The organism is Herbaspirillum sp. (assembly GCF_017744395.1).
Classification (GTDB): domain Bacteria; phylum Pseudomonadota; class Gammaproteobacteria; order Burkholderiales; family Burkholderiaceae_D; genus Herbaspirillum.
This window is the reverse complement of sequence record NZ_JAGIBI010000001.1, coordinates 833297-851539: the sequence shown is the minus strand read 5'-3', so window position 1 is coordinate 851539 and position 18243 is coordinate 833297. Positions and strand designations below refer to the sequence as shown.

Below are 18243 nucleotides of genomic sequence, written 5' to 3'. Positions count from 1 at the left end.
TTCCTATCCCGCCTGGGATTCCCAGTAATCGATCGCAGCCCCAACCGGCAACACCTTGCAGCCGGCATCGAGCGCGGCTTTCACCGCCTGTTCCAGATTCTCCGGGGTATAGCCGAAACGGCTGGGCGGATTTTCCACATCATGCGTGTTGAGCACCAGCCAGCCCTTGCGGGCGGCGGTTTGGGCCAGCAATTCCTCGTAGGAAGGGGCGGCCGTTTCGGCATACAGGCGATACGTCTGGATCGCGTTCAGGTCGACCTCGCCGTAATGCGGGCCGCCGCCGGTGATGCGGCTGGAGCGGAAACGCCTGTTGCAAATTTGCTTGGCGCCCAGCGCATAGGCGCCGAACGGATAGGCGAAATCCAGCCGCCGCGTATCAACACCCAGGTTTTCGAGGAAACGGGCATTGCGCTCCAGTTCCGCATTGAGCCGGTCGGCGCCGAGGATGTCGCAGCGGATGTGCGAGTAGCTGTGGCAGCCGACTTCATGCCCGTCGGCCAGCAGCCGGCGCAATTGCGCTTCGGAGTGGCAGGGCTTGCCTTCCTCCAGTTGGTCCGTCAGGCCGCCGGCGGCGTAGAAGGTGCCGCGTGCTCCGTGCCGTTCCAATGCCGCCGCGCCGGCTTCGCAGGCCGATGCCGGCACGTCGTCGAAGGTAAAGCTGACCACGCCGGCCGGTCCGCGCAAAGGCAGCATGTTGCGGCAGGCATGGCGGGCGAGCAGGCGGCTCAGGCGCAGTGCGATGGATGTCGGCATGGTGGTGATCCCTCAGTCGTTGACGATATGCGCGCCGAAGCGCTTGCGCAAGTGCATGAAGGGTTGTTCGAGGCCGTAGTAGGACGCCGTCGCCAGCGCGAACGACAGCGCCAGCGCCGTCGCCGCGAAGCCGAGGTAGTTCTGCAAGCCGATCCGGCTGACGCCGAGGCTGCCCGGTCCCCACAGGATTTCGCTCAGGACGATGGCGATGGGATGATAGAGGTACAGCGAGTAGGACCAGGCTCCCACTCTGCGGCCCGGTCTGGATTCCAGCGCCGCCGTCAGCGGCTGCATCGCGCGGGTGAAGCAGATCGCGGTGACCAGCGGCATCAGCGCCAGGCCTTGCAGCGAATAGCGCAGCGTGTCGCGGAAATGGTCGTTGCGGATCAGGAAGCAGGCCAGCAGCACCAGCAGGCAGGCCGCTTGCACCAGTTTGCCGGATGAGAAACGCAGCCAGCGCTGTTGCTTGTCGTTGGCCAGGATCAGCGTCAGCCAGGCGCCATAGAGAATGGAGTCGATGCGGGTGTCGGTGCCCATGTAGATGCGGTCGCTGCTGGAGCCGGTGAAGTGCAGCCCGCTGCGCCACAGCAGCACCGCCAGCACGCCCAGACCCAGCGCCAGGGAAAAGGCGCGCAGGCGGGGCGCCAGCGCGGCGCACAGCAGCGGGAAGAACAGGTAGTACTGTTCCTCGATCGATAGCGACCACAGGATGCTGAACGGGTCGAAACCGTCGCGCCCCTGGCCGAAGTGGATATAGATGCCGTAGTAGTTGGCGTAGTAGAACAAGGCCGAGGCGATCTTGCCCCAGGGGGTGATGCCGCCGTCGGCGTTGAAGGCCAGCGTCCCCAGCACGATCGCCGCCAGCAGCGCCGGATAGAGCCGGAACGCCCGGCGCGCGTAGAAGTCGCCGATGCCGATGCGGCCCTTGGCCTCATGTTCGGCCAGCAGCAGCCGTGTGATCAGCATGCCGCTGATGAAGAAGAACAGCGTCACGCCGAAGCCGCCGGGGATCATCTGGTTGAATCCCAGGTGGGCGACCAGCACCAGCAGCACCGCGCAGGCGCGCAAGCCGTCCAGGCCGGGAATGTAGCCGTAGGCGGGCGCGGCGCCGGCAGGAGGCCTCATCGGAGATCCTCGATCTGTTGCCGGGCGCGGTTGTAGCCCATCGGGTTGGCGTCGGTGTAGGCGCCGGAGAGGTTGTCGAAAGTGTAGTTCAGGCTCATCTGGAAATAGCTGCGGGTATAGTCGGCGCCGCTGCTGGCGCGGGTCTGCTCGCGCGAGGCATCGGCGCGGAAGGCCAGGCGCCGGGTGATATCGTAATCGTAGCGCAGGCCGATGCGCAGCAGCTTGTCCTGGCCGCTGCCGGTTCCCTGGAACGCCGTGACCCCGTTGTTGACCGAGAAGCTGTCGAACTTCTGGGATTCCAGCGACAGCAGCAGGGTGAAGCGGGATTTCGGCGTGGCCTGCCAGACGTTGCGGCCCTGGATGCCGGTATTGATGACGTACAGGCGGTTGTCGGCTTCCACGTTGGATTGGGGGGAATGCCAGATGCGCCCGAAGAACGTGCTCTTGCTGGTGTAGTGCCAGTCGATCCCGAGTTCGGTCGACAGCAGTTTGCTGTTGCGCTCGGCGTGCGTATTGAACTGGCGCGAGATGGAACCGAGATGGCCGACGAATATGGTGTTCTCGGTGTAGCGCCACGCGCTATCGACGAAGATTTCCGAATCCGTGTAGCCGGAGTCGAAGTCGGCCACCTGGTTCAGGAACGGCGTGGCGACGGCGGCGACGGGATCGGGGTTGGCGACGATGCCGCGTTCCGGGAATTTCACCTTGCTCTGGCGAAAGCCGCCGGAGTAGGTCGATTTCCTGCCGGAGGTATAACGCAAGGCCGCCTGCCAGGTGTTGCTGTTCATGTTGTACATCCTGGCCCGGTCCGGCACCTCATAGCTCAGCGTCTGCTGGGTGAAGGTGACCGGGAGGTCGAAGCGGTCCGAAAAGCGGTAGGCGACTTCGGCCACGTCTTCGCGGACGTGCGGATGTTCCGGTTCCACGTTCGAGACCAGGGCCGGATAGGAAATCGCCGTCCGGCCGCCGAAATAGTTGTACAGGCGGTCGTCGATGCGATGGCGGATGCGGCCGCTGAGCCAATCGCTGAACTCCATGGTGTATTGGGCATCCACCTGCTTCTTGGTGTAGTTCAGGCTGCTGCCGCCGATGCCGGGTGTATCGGCCGGGGCGCTGCCGTAGTCGGAAAAGCTGCTGCCGTAGCGCATCTTGGAGGCCGATGCGGTCAGTTGGAAGTTGGTGCGCTGGGTCGGCAGCGGCAGGAACAGCCCGAAGCGCAGGTCGTTGGACCATGCGGTATCGGTTGTCTTGAGTGAATCCGTGCTGTTGCCGGGGAACAGAAACGGGTTGTCAAGCCGGTACCAGCTCACGCCTGCCTGCAACGCATATTCGGCCGTCGCATGCGCCGGCAGCGCGGCAACGGCCGTGGCCAGGGCTGCCAGCAGGCGCAGGACGGCGCGTGTACGTTGCGTGCGCGGCTTATTCATCGACGACCACCTCATACCACGGCGACGCCTCGGCGGCATCGGCTTGCATCTGGATCGTCAGGACGCCGCCGGCCAGCGCTGCCCGGTTGGCGCCCAATGCCGCCATGCGCTTGCCGCTGCCGTCCAGCGGATAGACGCTGGCGCGGCGCGCCTGGGTGCGCAGGTTCAATTGCGCCTGGGTGCGCTCCATCCAGACCGGCCCTTCGACATCGCGGGCGCCGGAAGGGCGGCCGGTAATGCCGGGGTCGGTTTCCAGCGTCACCCATTGGCTGTCGTTCTTGTAGCGCACGATCTCTTTCGGCCGTTGCGGCGAAGAGCCGGCCTGGGTGCCGGTGACGGCCGCGGCCAGGCTGACCAGCAGATGGCGCGAGGCCTCCAGTTTGCGGTTATCCAGCGCCGTGACGAGGATGCTGGCAAAGCCGCGATTCTTGCCGACCAGGTTGACCGATGCGGCGGCGTCGCCGCTCTTGCGGGTTTGCAGGAAGCCGATGAAGGCGCGCATCTGGTCGGTGCGCAGTTCGATCGTCCGCTGCAGCGGCGCATAGTCGAACTGGCCGTTGGGCGAATGCAGCGGGGCGTCGGCGGCGATCGGCGCCTGCTTGACCTGGGCGGCGCCGCTGACGTCGATGGCGACCCGGGCCTGCGAGGCCAGCTCCGGCGTGACGCCGGAGGCGACGGCCAGGTGGGTGTCGAATGCGCCGATGTCACGCACAGAGGCGATCGCCAGCCGGGCTTGCTGGCGCAGAGGGACATCGATCTGGGGCGGCAGCGGCGCCATCAGGCCGCGGCGGAAGATCAGCGCGCTTTGGCCGGTCTGGGCGAACTTGCCCCAGTCGCCCGAGAGGGTGAAGGCGGACGGCGTGTCGGACCAGTTGTCGCCGTCCATGTAATCGAAGAAGAACAGGCCGTCCCAATCCTGCGCGGCGGCGATGGCCGCCATCAGCGGCTGGATTTCGCTGCTCTGGCGGTTGGGGAAGGGCTGGTTGAATTCGGAGACGACGAAGGGCTTGCGCGCATCGCGCCGCAGCGACAGGCCGAGGATGCGGCGGAGCTCGCCGCCGCTGGCGGCGCTGTCGCGGAAGCGCCAGTCGTAGCGGTCCCAGGCCTTGCCGGGATAGTCGGGATGGTCGATGTAGAAGTGCTCGTCGATGTAGTCCATGCCGGCCTGCGAATCGAAATTGAGCGCGCCGCCGTAACTCATCTGGGTGCCGGTGACCGGCACCAGGGGATCGGTCTCTTCATGCACGGCGCGGCGCATGCGTTCGAAATAGGCGCGGTCGGTATCGGCCAGGAATTGCAGGAAATCGCGCAGGCGGATGGCTTCGCCGGCATCGCTGGGAGTGCCCGGGTCGCTCGGGCCGAGCAGGCGGGTGGCGATCGTTTGCAGCTTGCCGCCGATCTTGTCGCGCCATTGGGCAATCTTGCCGGCGGCGTAGTCGGCGTCGATGGGCGTGAGCAGCGACGGCGCGCTGTCGCCGGAGCAGGTTTTCCAGGTGTCGCAAGCCTTGGCATAGGCGCCGTAGCGGCGCATCACCCAGGCCTGCCACTGCTTTTTCAGTTCCGGCTCATAGGCCTTGGGAACGGCGGCGCTCCATTCGCGCCGCTGCCAGGCGGCCAGCAGGGACGACTCGTTGTTGATTTCCACCATCGCCAGCGTCGGGTTGCCGCGCAGGCCCAGCGCGCGGATCAGCTGGCGCGCATAGTCTTCCTGCAAGGCCACCATGCGCGGATAGTAGACATTGACCGGGGCGCCCATCGCGGTTTCCTGCGCCTTGTTGTCCAGCGGCGGCAACTGGTCGACGGCCGGGCGGAAGCGGTAGCCCACGTGCAGGTTCAGGTTGACGTAGATGCCTTCCCGCCCGAGCGCGCCGATGAAGTTACGCAGGCGCGCCACCGCGGTGGGGTTGAAGCTGGGGTAGGGGCCGGGCGTGAGCAGGCTGCGCGGCGGGTTGTCTTCGGTGCCGGGGCTGGTGTCCATATGGTGCAGGCGCACCGCGTTGAAACCGAGCTTGCGCAGGCGTTTGGCCAGCCTGGCGGCATCGGCATCCGAAGGGAAATTGGTGGCGAAGCTGAGGTTGATGCCATATAGCCGCACGCGGGCATCGTCGGCGGTATTGGCGCGGCCGTCGGGGCCGACGCGGTAGAAGTGGTTGCCGCGCACGAAGATGCGCGCGGCGTTGTCCAGCGGCTGGTTCAGGGCTGACTGGTCGGGCGCGCCCGACAGCGCATCCTGGTCGATGCCGAAGCGGTAGAACTGGATGCCGGCGTCATTGCGCCGGAATTCGGGGATGTCGGACGCGGCGGATGTGGCGTTGCCGATCACGCTGGTCGGCGTCGCCATCACCGGCGCCGCGGCAGCGCTTTGCCATGCGCATGCGGCCAGGGCCAGTGCGGCCAGGCGTTCAATGGATGGGCGTTTCATCGGGCCGGGCCTCTCGGTTCCAGGTTTTTTCCAGGTTGCTGTTTCGCCAGCGCCTGCCGTTGTTGCTCCTGCTGCTCCTGTTGCATCCTATGTACCGTCAGGCGCGCCGAAATGGAGGTGGAGGAGTAGAGGAAGAAGATGTTCTGGAACAGCACGCCGCGGAACACTTCGCTTTCCGACAGGTTGCTGATCAGGATCAGGATCAGCATGGCCCAGTGGATCGCGGCTTCTTCGCGGTCGAATGCCGTCAGCCGCACCAGGCTGACGATGTGGTAGATGAACACCAGCGCCAGCAGGCACAGGCCGACGATGCCCAGTTCGTTGAAGATGTCGAGGTAGCCGTTGTGCGCCTGCAGCGGGATCCAGTGCAGGATGTCGATGATCGATTGCGACGGGCTGCCTTCGCCCAGCCAGAAGGCGCCGTAGCCGATGCCGAAGATCGGGTGCTTGTTGATTTCCAGCAGCACCAGGCGCCAGATGTCGGTGCGGCCGGTGAGGTCGGTCGATTTGTTGAAGATGGCGGTGATCGGCGACAGCAGTTCATCGATGTCGGGCAGGCGGCTCTCCAGGGTATAGAACACCAGGAGGGCCAGCATCGCCGCCATCGCCAGCACCAGCACGATGCGGCGGCTTTCGAACTGGCCGGTCAGGTAGCGCTTGCGCACCACCATGTAGATGGCGCTGCCCAGCGTGGCGACCAGGATGGCGGTGCTGCTCTTGGCCATGACCAGGATGAAGAAGGCGAACAGCATGCCGGCGTAGCACAGGGCGCGCGGAAACACCTGGCCCAGGCTTTCCTTGAGCCAGAACACGACGCACAGGCCGGCGATCGCGCCCAGCGTGTTCTTTTGCGTCATGATGCCGCGCCAGGCGGCGCCCAGCTCGTAGTCGATGCCGACGCTGGGAATGGCCAGCGCCACCACGAAGGAGATGCCCATGAGCACCATCAGCGTGCCCAGCATGGTGCGGATCAATTGCTGCGGACCGCCGACCGGCGGCGAAATGGCGATGCCCACCAGCACCAGGCCGATCAGCTGGATGACGCGCTTGAGCGTGACGATCGGGTAGGGTGACCAGAGCATGGTGGCGGCGCAGTAGGCGACCATCAGGATCAGGAAGGGATTGAGGTGGAGCACGTGTCGCCAGCTCCATCCCCGGTTGCGCCAGGCCAGCATGGCGCCGATGGCGAACACCGAGCCGAATTCGATCTGGAAGATCAGCGAGCCTTCCGCGTAACTGCCGGAGGGATCGGTATGGCCCCAGTTGAAGCCGGGCGGCAGCAGCGAGAACGTCATGCTCATGACGATCAGGAGCCGCACCAGGAACGGGTCGATGTTGCCGAAGGCGGACGGGCGCGCCGTGTAGAGGGGGTCAGTTGCCGTATTCATGGTAGCGGTGCCCGATCAGGGCGCTGAGTTTTCCGCATTGGGCGCACACCGCGCGCAGCCAGCGTACGGCTTTGATGCGGGAGAACGGCAGGCAGGCCAGGCAGAGCCCGGCCGCGATGAAAAACTGCCCGATGGCGCGCAGGCCCAGCCAGCCGCTTCGCCCCAGGCGCCGCAGCGGCGACAGGCGGGCGATTTCCGACAGCACGTAGGTCTGGCCAAGCCGGTAGGAACGGCGCAGCAGCCAGGGCAGGTTGGCGCGCTGCAGCGGCACTTCCTCGCTGACGGTGGCTTCGTCGCACCAGACGAACACGGCGCCGTGCGCCAGCATGTCGCGAAACAGCATGGTGTCTTCCGCGCCGGTGCGGCCGAAGGCGGTGTCGAATGGACCGGCATCCGGCGACGGGCTGAGCGCCAGCATCTTGCTGCGGCGGATCAGCACGTTGCCGGTGCGGGCATCCTGGGTGGTGATGGCGGTGCCGGTGGCAAAGCGCGGACGGTCGAAGAAGCCGCCCCGGCGCAGCCAGGCCGGCGTGCCGTCCAGGTAGCGCGGCAGCACCGGCGCGAATACGGCATCGGCGTTGAAGGCGCGTTGCGCTCGCGCCAGCTTGCGGATCCAGCCTTCGTCGGGCGCCTCGTCGTCGTCGATGAACAGGACCCATTCGCCGCGCGCCGCATGCACAGTGGCATTGCGCGTGGCGGCGATGTTCGGCACCGGGACGTGCAGTGCGCGCAACGGCAGCGGCAGGCGGGCTTGCCAGTCTGCCAGCACCGGGCGCGCGGAGGCGGCCGGGTCGTTGTCGGCCACCACGACTTCCAGCGACAGGCCGTCGCGGTCCTGCTCGCTCAAGGCTTGCAGCAGCAGGTCCAGCAACTGCGGCCGGCGGAAGGTGCAGATGCAGATGCTGATGTCGATCGGGGCGTGGGCGTTCATGTCCATGGTTCAGGCCCCAGCGGCGTTGGCGTTGCGGTTGGCCTGGCGGCGCGTGCGCGGCAGGAACACTGCCCAGATCAGGATGAAGTCGAAGACCTCCACCACGATCAGCGCCAGGATCGCGCCCCAGGCGCCATAGCGCGGGATGAACAGCGCCGCGCTCACCAGCATGACCGCCAGGCAGGCGATGCCGCTGATGAGCAGCAGGCGGTACTGGTCGTTGCTGGTGAGCCAGGAAGAGCCGATCCAGCGGGCGGCATTGATGGCGAAGTAGGCGCCCCAGGCCAGCACCATCGGCTCCACGCCCTGGTATTTCGCGCCCAGCACATGCGTCTCCAGCCAGGGCAGCGCCAGCCATAGCACGCCGACGTAGAGCAGCGTCACGGCTTCGACGCCGGCCACCGAGATCCAGGCCAGGCGATCCAGGTGTTTCCAGTCGCGCGCGGCGAACAGGCGGCTGGCCATCGGCCGGGCGATGCGCGACCAGGCCATGACCGACAGCGAGATCGGCATCAGCAGCAGCCGCGAGGCATTGAGTTCGGCCGAGGCGGCCACGCCCAGCGAGGCGGCGGCCAGGTAGAGGTAGCTGTAGTTGGTGGCCCAGGCGACCAGCGCGCCGGGCAGGGCCCAGCGGCCGCGCTGCCACATCTCGGCGATGGCGGCGCGCCGCTCCGGCGCGGATGGCGTGGCCGGACGGGGTTGGCCGCTGCGCCAGAAGCCCACCGCATTGGCCAGCCCCAGCACCAGCAGGATGCCGGGAACGGTGAAGCAGCCGGTGGCCACCAGCAGCGCCACGCCGGCCGCCACCGCCAGCGCGTAGGCCAGGTCGATGCGCAGGACGCGGCGCGGGCGGCCTTCGATGAAGTGCAGGCTGCGCTGGTATTCGCGCAGGGCGTTGGCGAACACATAGACGGCAAAGGCTATGCCCAGCGCGGGCAGTGATTCCGTGACGCCGGCGTAGCGGCCGACGGCCACGCTGGCGATGCCGAACAGGATCGCCAGCAAGCCGCTCAGTTGCAATTGGAAGCGGCGCAGGCAGGCGACCAGATGGGTGCGCTGCGATTCGCTCTGGCCGGGCGCGATGGTCGTCAGCGGCCCGGTGATCAGCGATTCGAGCACGGTGGCGGCGAAGATGCCGGCCACATACATCTGCGAATACAGGCCGTAGGATTCCTTGGACGCCAGGCGGATCAGCACCAGCCCGAGGGCGAAGTTGAGGCCGCTCAGCAGCGCCTGGTCGATCAGCGAGGCCAGCGAGTGCAGCAGCAGCCGCTTGCCGCTTAGCTCTGGCGCGGTCCGCTCAGCCATTTTTTCAGGAGGTGCCAGTATTTGTTGCCATTGGCCGGCATCGTCTCGTCGGCAAACTGGTTGTAGACGGTGCCGATCAGTTGCGCGCCGGCGGTGCCGATCTGGGTTTCGGCCTGGCGCAATTGCTCCAGCTTGGTGAAGTGCTGGCGGCCGACCAGCAGGCAGGCGCCGACCTGCTGGACGATGGTCTGCGCATCCGACGAAGCGGTGGCGGCCGGGGTGTCGACGATGATGACGTCGACGTCCGCGGCCAGCTTGCCGATCAGGTTGGCCAGGGCGGGCTGCAACAGGATTTCCAGCGGGTTGGGCGGTGTCGGGCCGGCGCACAGTACGCGCAGGTGCGGGAACCCCGGCGCATTCTGGCCGTGGCTCAGTTGGGAGCGGCCCGCCAGGACGGTCGAGAGCCCATCCTTGTTGTCCAGGCCGAACAGTTCATGCTGGCGCGGCGCGCGCAGGTTGGCGTCGATCAGCAAGGTACGCTTGCCCATTTGCGAGAACGCCAGGGCCAGGCTGGCGGCCAGGTAGCTCTTGCCTTCCTTTTCGTTCGGGCTGAGCAGCGCGAAGGCGATCTTTTCCTGGCCATCCGGGCCGGCCAGGCGGATCGACAGTTCGGCGCGGATCTGGCGGATGGCTTCGGCTTCCATGCCGAAGGGAGCGTGGGCGATCGCCAGCGATTTGTCGAGGTTGTCGCGCGGCAGCAGGGCGGTGGCGTAGTTGAACTGTTCCGACAGCACCATCTGCACGTTCTGTTCGGTCAGGTAGTTCAGGCGCACGGCCGCTTCGCCGAAGCGGATGCCGGCCGAGTTCTGCAGCTCGACCACGCGGGCGACCTGTTCCTCGGTGAGCAGGCCGGCGGCGATGAAGCGCGCGCCCATCTTGTCGTTCGACCTGGGCGCCGGCGCGGCCTGGACGGCATCGTTGTTGGTGGTGTCGTTCATGGGAAGCCTTTGGTTCGGAACACGCTCTAGAGGCCGATGTGGCCGATGACCGGGACCCGCAGGCTGCGGGCGAGGTCGTCGCGGCAACGCAGGCGGCGGGTGCTCAATTCGAGCAACAGGGCCAGGCACAGCCCGATGCCCAGGCCGGCCACGATGCTGGCGGCGATATTTTTGAGCAGCAGGGGTTTGGAATGGGTGCCGGGCGCTTCCGCCACGCGCAGCACATTCAGGTCCGGCGTGCTGATATTGCTGGCCATGAGGATCTCATCGTATTTCTGCAAGGCGGTGTTGTAGACGCGTTCGACGCTCTCCAGCTGACGCTGGTACGAGGTGATGGTGTCGCGGTGTTGCTTTTGCTCCAGCAGTTTCGCCTTCTGCGCTTCGACCTGGGCCTTGAGCGTCTGCTCCTGCATCTGCAGGCGGCGCGTATCGAGTTGCTGGGCATCCACCACGCCCCTGGATTCGCGGTTGATGCGGGCGACCAGCTCATTGCGTTCGGCAAGCAGCGCCAGCGTCTTGGGGTGCTTGCCGCCCAGGACTTCCTGTACTTCGGCCAGGCGGCGGTCGGCGTCGCTCAGCTTGGATTTCATGTCGTTGATGTTGGTGCGCCCGGCGACTTCAGGCAGGTCGTCGATCTTGACGCCGCTGTTGAGCAGGCCTTGCGTGGCCTTGTTGCGCGCCGCGGCTTCCTGCTGCGCATTCTGGACCGCGATCAGCGACGTCATCAGGTCGCCGAGCTGGCGCGATTCCAGGTCGTTGCGCTCGTTGGGGTCGATGATGCCGACTTCCTGCTGGTACTTGGTCAGCTTTTGCTGGATGGAGTCGGCCTCCTTGCGCAGGTGCTCAAGCTGGGCGTTGTATTGCTCGCGGCGCGAGCGCGCCGAGCTGGAGGAGATTTGCTGGCTCAGTTCGATATAGGCATTGACCACGGCGTTGGCCAGGTCGCGCGCCTGTTCGGGCGTGTCGGCAGAATAGTCGACTTCGATCACGCGGCTGGCGTTGCGTTTCACCACCTGGGTCTGCTCGTTGATGCGCTTGACCAGTTGCGCATGCGCGCGGGCGTCGCCCAGGCTTTTTGCGGCATCCTGGTATTGGGCGGTGCGTTCCAGTTCCAGTGCGCCGATCACCTTTTCGGCCACCGCCTGGCTGCGGATCATGTCGAACTGCGTCTGCATGTAGCTCTCGTCCATGACCGGCGAGAACAGGCGGCCATTGATCGGATCGTTGGTCTTGTAGTCGATGAAGACGTCCGACGAGGCGGTATAGGTCTTGGGCATCAGCAGCGTGATGGTCGCGGTGGCGACGACGATCACGGCCAGCGTCTTGAAAATGGTGCCGCGCGAGGCGGAGATCATCGCGCCAAGCTGGTTCGAGCTTAAGCCCGTTTCAGGTGTCTGTGGATTCACAGTGGGACCTTGTCGTTGGTGGTGATGGGGTGGCGGGTGTTATGCATGTCCCATAACGCCCGTTAGAACAGGCTTTCGTCGACAAAGACAACGTCGCCGGGTTGCACGGGGTCGGTGAGCCCGGCCTTGGTCGACTTGATGCCCTGGTCTTGCACTTCCCGGTTGATATAGATGCGGCGCTTGGAAGCGCGCTGGGTCATGCCGCCGCCGAGGGAGATGGCGCGCATGACGTTCATTTCTGGTTCCATGGGATAGGCGCCGGGGCGGTTCACTTCGCCGTGGATGTAGAACAGTTTTTTCTTGTTGACGTAGATGACGTCGCCCGGCTGCATCTCGACATCGAGCGTCTTGCGGTCGGTCACGCCGGTTTCGCCCAGCAGGATGGGAATGCGCAGGTCGGATTCGCTTTTCTTGGGATCGGCATTGCGGCGCAGCAGGGTGACGGTCTGGTCGGCGTTCGGCGTCAGGCCGCCGGAGATGGCGATCAGTTCCAGGACGCTGATATGGCCGGGAATCGGGTAGCGACCGGGGCGGCTGACTTCGCCCAGGACCGAAACCATCTGGCTGCGCAGCTGGACCACTTCCACCGAGACTTCCGGGTTCTTCAGGAAATCGCCGTCGCGCAATGCGCGGGCGATTTTCCGGCCGGTTTCGCTGGTGGTCAGGCCGTTGACGTCAATGGCGCCGATCAACGGCAGAGTCAGTATCCCCTTGTCGTTGACGCCAACCTCGGCCGACAGGTCCGGCTGGCCGAACACGGTCACGCGCAGCACATCGCCGGGACCGACGCGGGTATCGGTGACGGTCGAGGAAGGAAGCCCCAGCGTGGAAAGCGTACCGGGCGGCGCCGACATGACTTCCCCATTTTTGGTGGGGTCGGAGGGCACTTGGGCCAGGCTTGCAAAGCTGAGCGAGGACAGTAGAAGCGTTGCGACTAGCCATTGCATGAGGTGACGGCGCAAATTGAACTCCTATGGGGTGAATTCTGTGCGTTTGTACGATTTGGCTCTATTTTCTCGCTATTTCTTTGATTTTCATCTCAGTCAATTTCTGATGACTGCCAATGAGTACTGCGAAAACATTTCAGAGGTCGGACGAAACTTATCGAAAAGTGGCGCTTATCTTAATCTAATTGCAACGTTTTGGGTAATCTCTGCCGGAAGGAGCGATGAACGAAAGCAACACATGCCATTGCCGGCAGGCATATTGATTACGCCATCCCGGTGGTCGGGTGCATCAGTTTGTTCTTTTTGTTGTTATTCGGCAAGTTCCTGGCCGGCCTTGCGCCGGAGAAGGGGATTGAAGCGCTGCCGGCCGGGTAGGGCATGAGGCGTGGAAATGAAAAAAGGGTGAACCGTTGCCAGAACGGTTCACCCCGATTTCGGTCCGGCCGACGATGGCCGGAAAGGATCAGACGGTCGCGGCGATCTTTTCCTGGGCGGCGGCCAGGGCTTGCTTGACCGATTCGTCGCCCATCGACACGCCTTCGGCCACCACCAGCTCGACATCGGTGATGCCGATGAAGGCCAGGGCGCTCTTGATGTACTTGCCCTGGAAGTCCATCGCTTCCATCGGGCCGTCGGAATACTTGCCGCCGCGCGACAGGATCACGATCGCCTTCTTGCCGGTAGCCAGGCCGACCGGGCCGTTCTCGGTGTAGCGGAAGGTGCGGCCGGCGCGGAAGACGTGGTCGATCCAGGCCTTCAGGGTGGACGGCGGCGCGAAGTTGTACATCGGCACGCCGATTACCAGGGTATCGGCCGCCAGCAGCTCGTCGACCAGACGGTCGGATTGCAGGATCAGTTCGGCTTGCTGCGCGTTGCGGTTTTCGGCCGGGGTGAAATAGGCGCCCAGCAGGGCTTCGGTGATGTGCGGCAGCGCGTCGCTGGCCAGGTCGCGGTGGACGATGCGTCCGCCCGGATTCTTGGCTTGCCATTGCTCGGCAAAGGAGGCGGTCAGCTGGCGCGAGATGGAGCCGCTGGTGCGGGCGCTGGAGTCGATATGCAGCAAGGTGCTCATGGTCTTTCCTTTCGGTGGGATGCCATCGCGCTTCTGTCCGCGCGGCAAGGGCATCGGTTTATCTGGTTTGCCCTCGGGGGATTCCTTGGGCTGGTCGTAATGCGGCGCCGGCAGCGGGGGGAGCGATTTCGATGTATCGTTGCTGGAGGCGATGGAAGAAGATTACCCAGTTTTCATTCATGGCAGTAGATGCGATAATGGAGTTTCACTGATCCATTTTTGATAGTAATGATGGTTGATCTGAACGATATTTCACTGTTCGTCCATGTCGTGCGTGCCGGCAGCTTTGCCGCAGCCGGGCGCCGGCTGGCCATGCCGTCCAATACCATCAGCCGCCGCCTGCAGGCGCTGGAGGCTGAACTGGGAGTGCGCCTGCTGCAGCGTTCCACGCGCCAGCTCAACATGACCGCGGCCGGACGCGAATTCTTCGAGCGCTGCGCGCCGGGCCTGGAAGACATCGAACACGCCAGCGCCAGCCTGACCGAGAGCAGCGGTGAGCCGTCGGGCAGTCTGCGCATCGCGGCGCCGGTCGACTTTTTCGATAACTTTTCGATCGAGTGGATGCATGAGTTCATGCGCCTGTATCCCAAGGTGCAACTGGAATTCGTGCTCAGCGATGGCCGCGCCGACCTGATCGCCGAGGGCATCGACCTGGCTTTCCGCGGCGGTAACCTGCCGGATTCGAGCCTGGTGGCGCGCAAGCTGGTGGACAGCCATCGCGGCCTGGTGGCCAGCCCGCGTTACCTCGAGCTCTTCGGCACGCCGCATACGCTGGCCGATCTGGCCGGCCATGCCTGCCTGGCCACGTCGCAGGCGCCGCACCACACCACCTGGAAACTGGAGGGGCCGCAAGGGCTGGAAAGCGTGCGCGTCAATCCGCGGCTGTGCGTCAATACCGCGCAAGGGCAGTTGCGCGCCGCGCGCGCCGGCCTGGGGATCGCCTTGCTGCCGACCATGCTGGCTTCCGAGGACCTGCGCAACGGTACGCTGATGCATATCCTGCCGGATTACCAGCGCGATCCGATGGGCTTGTACGCGGTGTATGTCCACCGCCGCCAGCTTCCTACCGCGGTCAGCGCCTTGATCGAATTCTTTGCCGATAAGCTGGAACGCGGCATCGCCGACAAGGGCGAGCAGATATGCCAGGAACATTTTGCGCGGGAAGAGGCCGCCAAGGCCGGGGCGGAGAAGGCCGCGTCGGCGCCGCCGCGGCGTGTGGGAGTGGAAAAGGCGGTTGTTTGAGGTTTGCCCGAAGCGGTTTCGCACCAGCAAAAACGCCCGCATGAGCGGGCGTTTTCTTTTGACTGCGCCAGGGCGCCCGGGCTCAGCCCCGTTCGCGCAGGATGCGGGTGACGCTGTCGATCCTGCGGATGCCGCGCATGGTGCGCGCCAGGTGCACGCGATCCTCGACCTGGATGGTGAAGCGCAGGTATTTCATCGAGGAGCCGCCATCGTCGTCCATGCTGACCGAGACGATGTTGGCGTCCGATTCGCCGATTTCGGCGGCGATGCGCGCCAGCGTGCCGCGCTCGTTATGGGTCAGGATGGTGATGCGGCAGTCGAAGCGGCGGTTGAGGTCATGGCCCCAGGCCAGTTCGATCCAGCGGTCCGGTTCCTTCTCATGCAGGCGCTTGGCGGTTTCGCACTCCTGCGTGTGGACGATCAGTGTCTGGTCGGCCTTGAGATAGCCGGTCAGGCGGTCGCCGGGGATCGGCATGCAACAGGAGGAAAGCTGGGCCGAAGCGCCTTCGCTGCCGGTGATGACCACCGGATCCGGCTTGTTGGGCAGCATATGGCCTTCCGGATCGAGCTGCGGGACGCTGGTGCCGGTATCCATCATGCCCATGATATGGCGCGCCACCAGCGGCGCCATGCGGGTGCCGATGCCGATTTCGGCATACAGGTCGTCCATGGTCTTGGCGCTGGATTCGTTGAGCAAGCGTTCCACGATCGGCGTCGGCAGTTCGGGATCGATGCCCAGCGTGTGCAGGGCGTTGCCCAGCAAACGGCGTCCGACCGCCTGCGATTCGATGCGGTTGGCGGTGCGCAGGCGGTGGCGGATCGCCGAACGGGCCTTGCCGGTGCGGACATAGCCGAGCCAGTTCGGGCTGGGGCGCGAGGTCGGCGAGGTGATGATTTCGACGATGTCGCCGTTGTGCAGTTCGGCGCGCAGCGGGGCCGGCTCGTGGTTGATGATGGCCGAGGTGGTCTGGTCGCCGATGTCGGTGTGGATGCTGTAGGCGAAATCCAGGGCGGTGGCGCCGCGCGGCAGGGCGATGATCTTGGACTTGGGGGTGAACACGTAGACCGAATCCGGGAACAGGTCGACCTTGACGTGTTCCAGGAACTCGGCCGAGTCGCCGGTCTGCTTCTGGATGTCCAGCAGCGACTGCAGCCAGGCATGGGTGCGCTGCTGCAGGTCGGTCAGGCTGCCTTCGTCGTCCTTGTACAGCCAGTGCGCGGCTACGCCCGATTCGGCCACGCGATGCATTTCCTTGGTGCGGATCTGGAATTCGACGGGGGTGCCGTAGGGGCCGATCAGCGTGGTGTGCAGCGACTGGTAGCCGTTAAGCTTGGGAATGGCGATGTAGTCCTTGAACTTGCCCGGCATCGGCTTGAACAGGGAGTGCAGGGTGCCCAGCGCCACGTAGCAGTTGGCGAAGCTGTCCACCACCACGCGAAAGCCGTAGACGTCCAGCACCTGCGAGAACGTCAGATGCTTGTTGCGCATCTTGCGGTAGATGCCGTACAGGGTCTTTTCGCGGCCGTCCACCTGGGCCGGGATGCCGGCGGCGATCAGGGTGCTGGTGACCGACTCCATGATCTTGGTCACCACCTCGCGGCGGTTGCCGCGCGCGGCCTTGACCGCCTTGGACAGCGTGCGGTGGCGCAGCGGATACAGGTGCGCGAACGACAGTTCCTGCAGTTCGCGGTAGATGTTGTTCAGGCCCAGCCGGTGCGCGATGGGCACGTAGACTTCCATGGTCTCGCGCGAGATGCGGCGCTTCTTCTCGGGCGGCATCGAACCCAGCGTGCGCATGTTGTGCAGGCGGTCGGCCAGCTTGACCAGGATCACGCGCACGTCGCGCGCCATGGCCAGCAGCATCTTGCGGAAATTCTCGGCCTGCGCCTCGACCTGGCTCTGGAACTCGATCTTGTCCAGCTTGGACAGTCCATCCACCAGCGAGGCCACCGGTGCGCCGAAGCGCTCGATCAATTCTTCCTTCTTGACCCCTTGGTCTTCCATCACGTCGTGCAGGAAGGCCGCCATGATGGCTTGCGCATCGAGCTTCCACTCGGCGCAGATCTCGGCCACCGCCAGCGGATGCGAGATGTAGGGCTCTCCCGACTTGCGCATCTGGCCCAGGTGCATCTCGTCGGCGAAACGATAGGCTTCCTTGACCTTCTTCAGTTCGGCCGGCGTCAGGTACTCTTCGAGCTTGGGGATGAGATGGGCGAACGTCGCCACGCCGCTATGGACAGCGGCGGGGACGGCTTCGTTCGGGGAGGGCGGGCGGCCGGAACCGGCGGCTCGTTTGGGGCTGGATGCTGCTGATAACTTGGATTCGGTGGGGGTAAGGCTCATGCTTTGCCGTTATCAGCATCATGGACGGACGACTGGGGTCAGGCCGGAACCTTTTTCAGCATTTCCAGGCCGACCTTGCCGGCGGCGATTTCGCGCAGCGCGGTCACGGTCGGCTTGTCCTTGGCTTCGACCTTGGGGGTATGGCCCTGCAGCAACTGGCGGGCGCGGTAGGTGGCGGCCAGGGTCAGTTGGAAACGGTTCGGGATTTGCTTGAGGCAATCTTCGATGGTGATGCGGGCCATGTAAAACTCCTGTATGACGGTCTTGCTTGAAAAGGTTGGGATGCCCTGGCGGCTGGCCGGTTACGCGTGAATACCGAGCTGGGTGAACAGGTAGGCATTGCGCGCGGCTTGCTGCGGAAAGCGGCAGCGGGCCGCCTGGACAATCGCCGTCAGCTCCGACAAAGCGACGGCAAACTCTTGATTGATAATAACATATTCGAACTCAGGAGAGTGCGCGATTTCACCGCCGGCGGCCAGGATGCGGCGGGTGATGACATGCGGTTCGTCCTGGCCGCGCTTCTTGAGGCGCTCTTCCAGCGCGGCGATCGACGGCGGCAGGATAAAGATGCCGATGGCGTTGGGGAATTGCTTCTTGACCTGCTGCGCGCCTTGCCAGTCGATCTCCAGCAGCACGTCGGTGCCGTTGGCGATCTGGTCGGCGATCATCAGGCGCGACGTGCCGTAATAGTTGCCGTGGACTTCGGCCCATTCCAGGAATTCGCCCTCGGCCTGGCGCTTCAGGAAATCCTCGGCATTGGTGAAATAGTATTCGCGGCCATGTTCCTCGCCCGGGCGCGGGGCGCGGGTAGTGAAGGAAATCGACAGCTTGATGGCCGGCTCCTGCTTCAGCAGGGCGTTGACGAGGGTCGATTTGCCGGCGCCGGAGGGGGCGACCACCATGAACAGGCTGCCGGAAGTGGGGGTTTTAGCTGGCATGT

The 18243-nt window shown here is 64.9% G+C and carries 15 protein-coding genes; 1 reads left to right on the top strand and 14 read right to left on the bottom strand.

Going from position 1 to position 18243, the window contains the following annotated elements; all coding sequences use genetic code 11:
* Positions 1–3 precede the first annotated feature (3 nt).
* From J7548_RS03790 to J7548_RS03740, 11 genes are all read right to left on the bottom strand, one after another.
* Positions 4–753, bottom strand: a complete 750-nt coding sequence (locus tag J7548_RS03790; protein ID WP_290970526.1) for a polysaccharide deacetylase family protein — start codon at positions 751–753, stop codon at positions 4–6.
* 12 nt (positions 754–765) lie between these two features.
* A complete protein-coding gene (locus J7548_RS03785; RefSeq protein WP_290970523.1) occupies positions 766–1878 on the bottom strand; it encodes an acyltransferase in 1113 nt (370 codons plus the stop codon).
* Positions 1875–3305, bottom strand: coding sequence for a hypothetical protein (locus tag J7548_RS03780; protein WP_290970520.1), 1431 nt, complete (start codon positions 3303–3305; stop codon positions 1875–1877). Before J7548_RS03780 ends, J7548_RS03785 begins: the two co-directional genes overlap by 4 nt.
* On the bottom strand, positions 3298–5727 hold the full coding sequence (locus J7548_RS03775; RefSeq protein WP_290970517.1) for a cellulase family glycosylhydrolase: 2430 nt from the start codon (positions 5725–5727) through the stop codon (positions 3298–3300). Before J7548_RS03775 ends, J7548_RS03780 begins: the two co-directional genes overlap by 8 nt.
* Complete coding sequence (locus J7548_RS03770; RefSeq protein ID WP_290970515.1) at positions 5724–7115, bottom strand: O-antigen ligase family protein; 1392 nt, start codon at positions 7113–7115, stop codon at positions 5724–5726. The genes J7548_RS03775 and J7548_RS03770 overlap by 4 nt, the downstream gene beginning before the upstream one ends.
* Positions 7099–8046 (bottom strand): glycosyltransferase, encoded by a 948-nt coding sequence (locus tag J7548_RS03765; RefSeq protein ID WP_290970512.1) that lies wholly within the window; start codon positions 8044–8046, stop codon positions 7099–7101. Before J7548_RS03765 ends, J7548_RS03770 begins: the two co-directional genes overlap by 17 nt.
* Before the next feature lie 9 nt (positions 8047–8055).
* Positions 8056–9354: a hypothetical protein gene (locus tag J7548_RS03760; protein ID WP_290970509.1), complete on the bottom strand. Its 1299-nt coding sequence runs from the start codon at positions 9352–9354 to the stop codon at positions 8056–8058.
* Positions 9327–10292 carry a polysaccharide biosynthesis tyrosine autokinase gene (locus J7548_RS03755; protein WP_290970507.1) on the bottom strand — a complete coding sequence of 322 codons (966 nt, stop codon included), beginning with the start codon at positions 10290–10292 and terminating at the stop codon, positions 9327–9329. The genes J7548_RS03760 and J7548_RS03755 overlap by 28 nt, the downstream gene beginning before the upstream one ends.
* A 26-nt stretch (positions 10293–10318) precedes the next feature.
* Positions 10319–11647: a hypothetical protein gene (locus J7548_RS03750; RefSeq protein ID WP_290970504.1), complete on the bottom strand. Its 1329-nt coding sequence runs from the start codon at positions 11645–11647 to the stop codon at positions 10319–10321.
* Positions 11648–11760: 113 nt separating this feature from the next.
* On the bottom strand, positions 11761–12552 hold the full coding sequence (locus J7548_RS03745; RefSeq protein WP_290970501.1) for an SLBB domain-containing protein: 792 nt from the start codon (positions 12550–12552) through the stop codon (positions 11761–11763).
* Positions 12553–13108: 556 nt separating this feature from the next.
* Entirely contained in the window at positions 13109–13717 is a 609-nt protein-coding gene (locus J7548_RS03740; protein WP_290970498.1) for an FMN-dependent NADH-azoreductase, read from the bottom strand.
* Between the two features lie 231 nt (positions 13718–13948).
* Here J7548_RS03740 and J7548_RS03735 point away from each other — a divergent pair, with 231 nt between their 5' ends.
* Entirely contained in the window at positions 13949–14959 is a 1011-nt protein-coding gene (locus J7548_RS03735) for a LysR family transcriptional regulator (protein WP_290971603.1), read from the top strand.
* Between the two features lie 82 nt (positions 14960–15041).
* On the opposite strand, the gene J7548_RS03730 is transcribed toward J7548_RS03735, so the two are convergent.
* From J7548_RS03730 to gmk, 3 genes are read right to left on the bottom strand one after another with little or no spacing between them, the layout of a single operon-like run.
* Positions 15042–17303: a bifunctional (p)ppGpp synthetase/guanosine-3',5'-bis(diphosphate) 3'-pyrophosphohydrolase gene (locus J7548_RS03730; protein WP_290970495.1), complete on the bottom strand. Its 2262-nt coding sequence runs from the start codon at positions 17301–17303 to the stop codon at positions 15042–15044.
* A gap of 38 nt (positions 17304–17341) precedes the next feature.
* Positions 17342–17545 (bottom strand): DNA-directed RNA polymerase subunit omega, encoded by a 204-nt coding sequence (gene rpoZ, locus J7548_RS03725; protein ID WP_290970492.1) that lies wholly within the window; start codon positions 17543–17545, stop codon positions 17342–17344.
* Between the two features lie 60 nt (positions 17546–17605).
* Positions 17606–18241: a guanylate kinase gene (gmk, locus tag J7548_RS03720; RefSeq protein ID WP_290970490.1), complete on the bottom strand. Its 636-nt coding sequence runs from the start codon at positions 18239–18241 to the stop codon at positions 17606–17608.
* Positions 18242–18243: the final 2 nt, after the last annotated feature.

What these genes read in the sequence shown, in the direction of transcription:
- J7548_RS03790 (WP_290970526.1), bottom strand. Translation starts at nt 753, where the DNA reads ATGCCGACATCCATCGCACTGCGCCTGAGCCGCCTGCTCGCCCGCCAT.
- J7548_RS03785 (WP_290970523.1), bottom strand. Translation starts at nt 1,878, where the DNA reads ATGAGGCCTCCTGCCGGCGCCGCGCCCGCCTACGGCTACATTCCCGGC.
- J7548_RS03780 (WP_290970520.1), bottom strand. Translation starts at nt 3,305, where the DNA reads ATGAATAAGCCGCGCACGCAACGTACACGCGCCGTCCTGCGCCTGCTG.
- J7548_RS03775 (WP_290970517.1), bottom strand. Translation starts at nt 5,727, where the DNA reads ATGAAACGCCCATCCATTGAACGCCTGGCCGCACTGGCCCTGGCCGCA.
- J7548_RS03770 (WP_290970515.1), bottom strand. Translation starts at nt 7,115, where the DNA reads ATGAATACGGCAACTGACCCCCTCTACACGGCGCGCCCGTCCGCCTTC.
- J7548_RS03765 (WP_290970512.1), bottom strand. Translation starts at nt 8,046, where the DNA reads ATGAACGCCCACGCCCCGATCGACATCAGCATCTGCATCTGCACCTTC.
- J7548_RS03760 (WP_290970509.1), bottom strand. Translation starts at nt 9,354, where the DNA reads ATGGCTGAGCGGACCGCGCCAGAGCTAAGCGGCAAGCGGCTGCTGCTG.
- J7548_RS03755 (WP_290970507.1), bottom strand. Translation starts at nt 10,292, where the DNA reads ATGAACGACACCACCAACAACGATGCCGTCCAGGCCGCGCCGGCGCCC.
- J7548_RS03750 (WP_290970504.1), bottom strand. Translation starts at nt 11,647, where the DNA reads ATGATCTCCGCCTCGCGCGGCACCATTTTCAAGACGCTGGCCGTGATC.
- J7548_RS03745 (WP_290970501.1), bottom strand. Translation starts at nt 12,552, where the DNA reads ATGTCGGCGCCGCCCGGTACGCTTTCCACGCTGGGGCTTCCTTCCTCG.
- J7548_RS03740 (WP_290970498.1), bottom strand. Translation starts at nt 13,717, where the DNA reads ATGAGCACCTTGCTGCATATCGACTCCAGCGCCCGCACCAGCGGCTCC.
- J7548_RS03735 (WP_290971603.1), top strand. Translation starts at nt 13,949, where the DNA reads ATGGTTGATCTGAACGATATTTCACTGTTCGTCCATGTCGTGCGTGCC.
- J7548_RS03730 (WP_290970495.1), bottom strand. Translation starts at nt 17,303, where the DNA reads ATGAGCCTTACCCCCACCGAATCCAAGTTATCAGCAGCATCCAGCCCC.
- rpoZ (WP_290970492.1), bottom strand. Translation starts at nt 17,545, where the DNA reads ATGGCCCGCATCACCATCGAAGATTGCCTCAAGCAAATCCCGAACCGT.
- gmk (WP_290970490.1), bottom strand. Translation starts at nt 18,241, where the DNA reads ATGCCAGCTAAAACCCCCACTTCCGGCAGCCTGTTCATGGTGGTCGCC.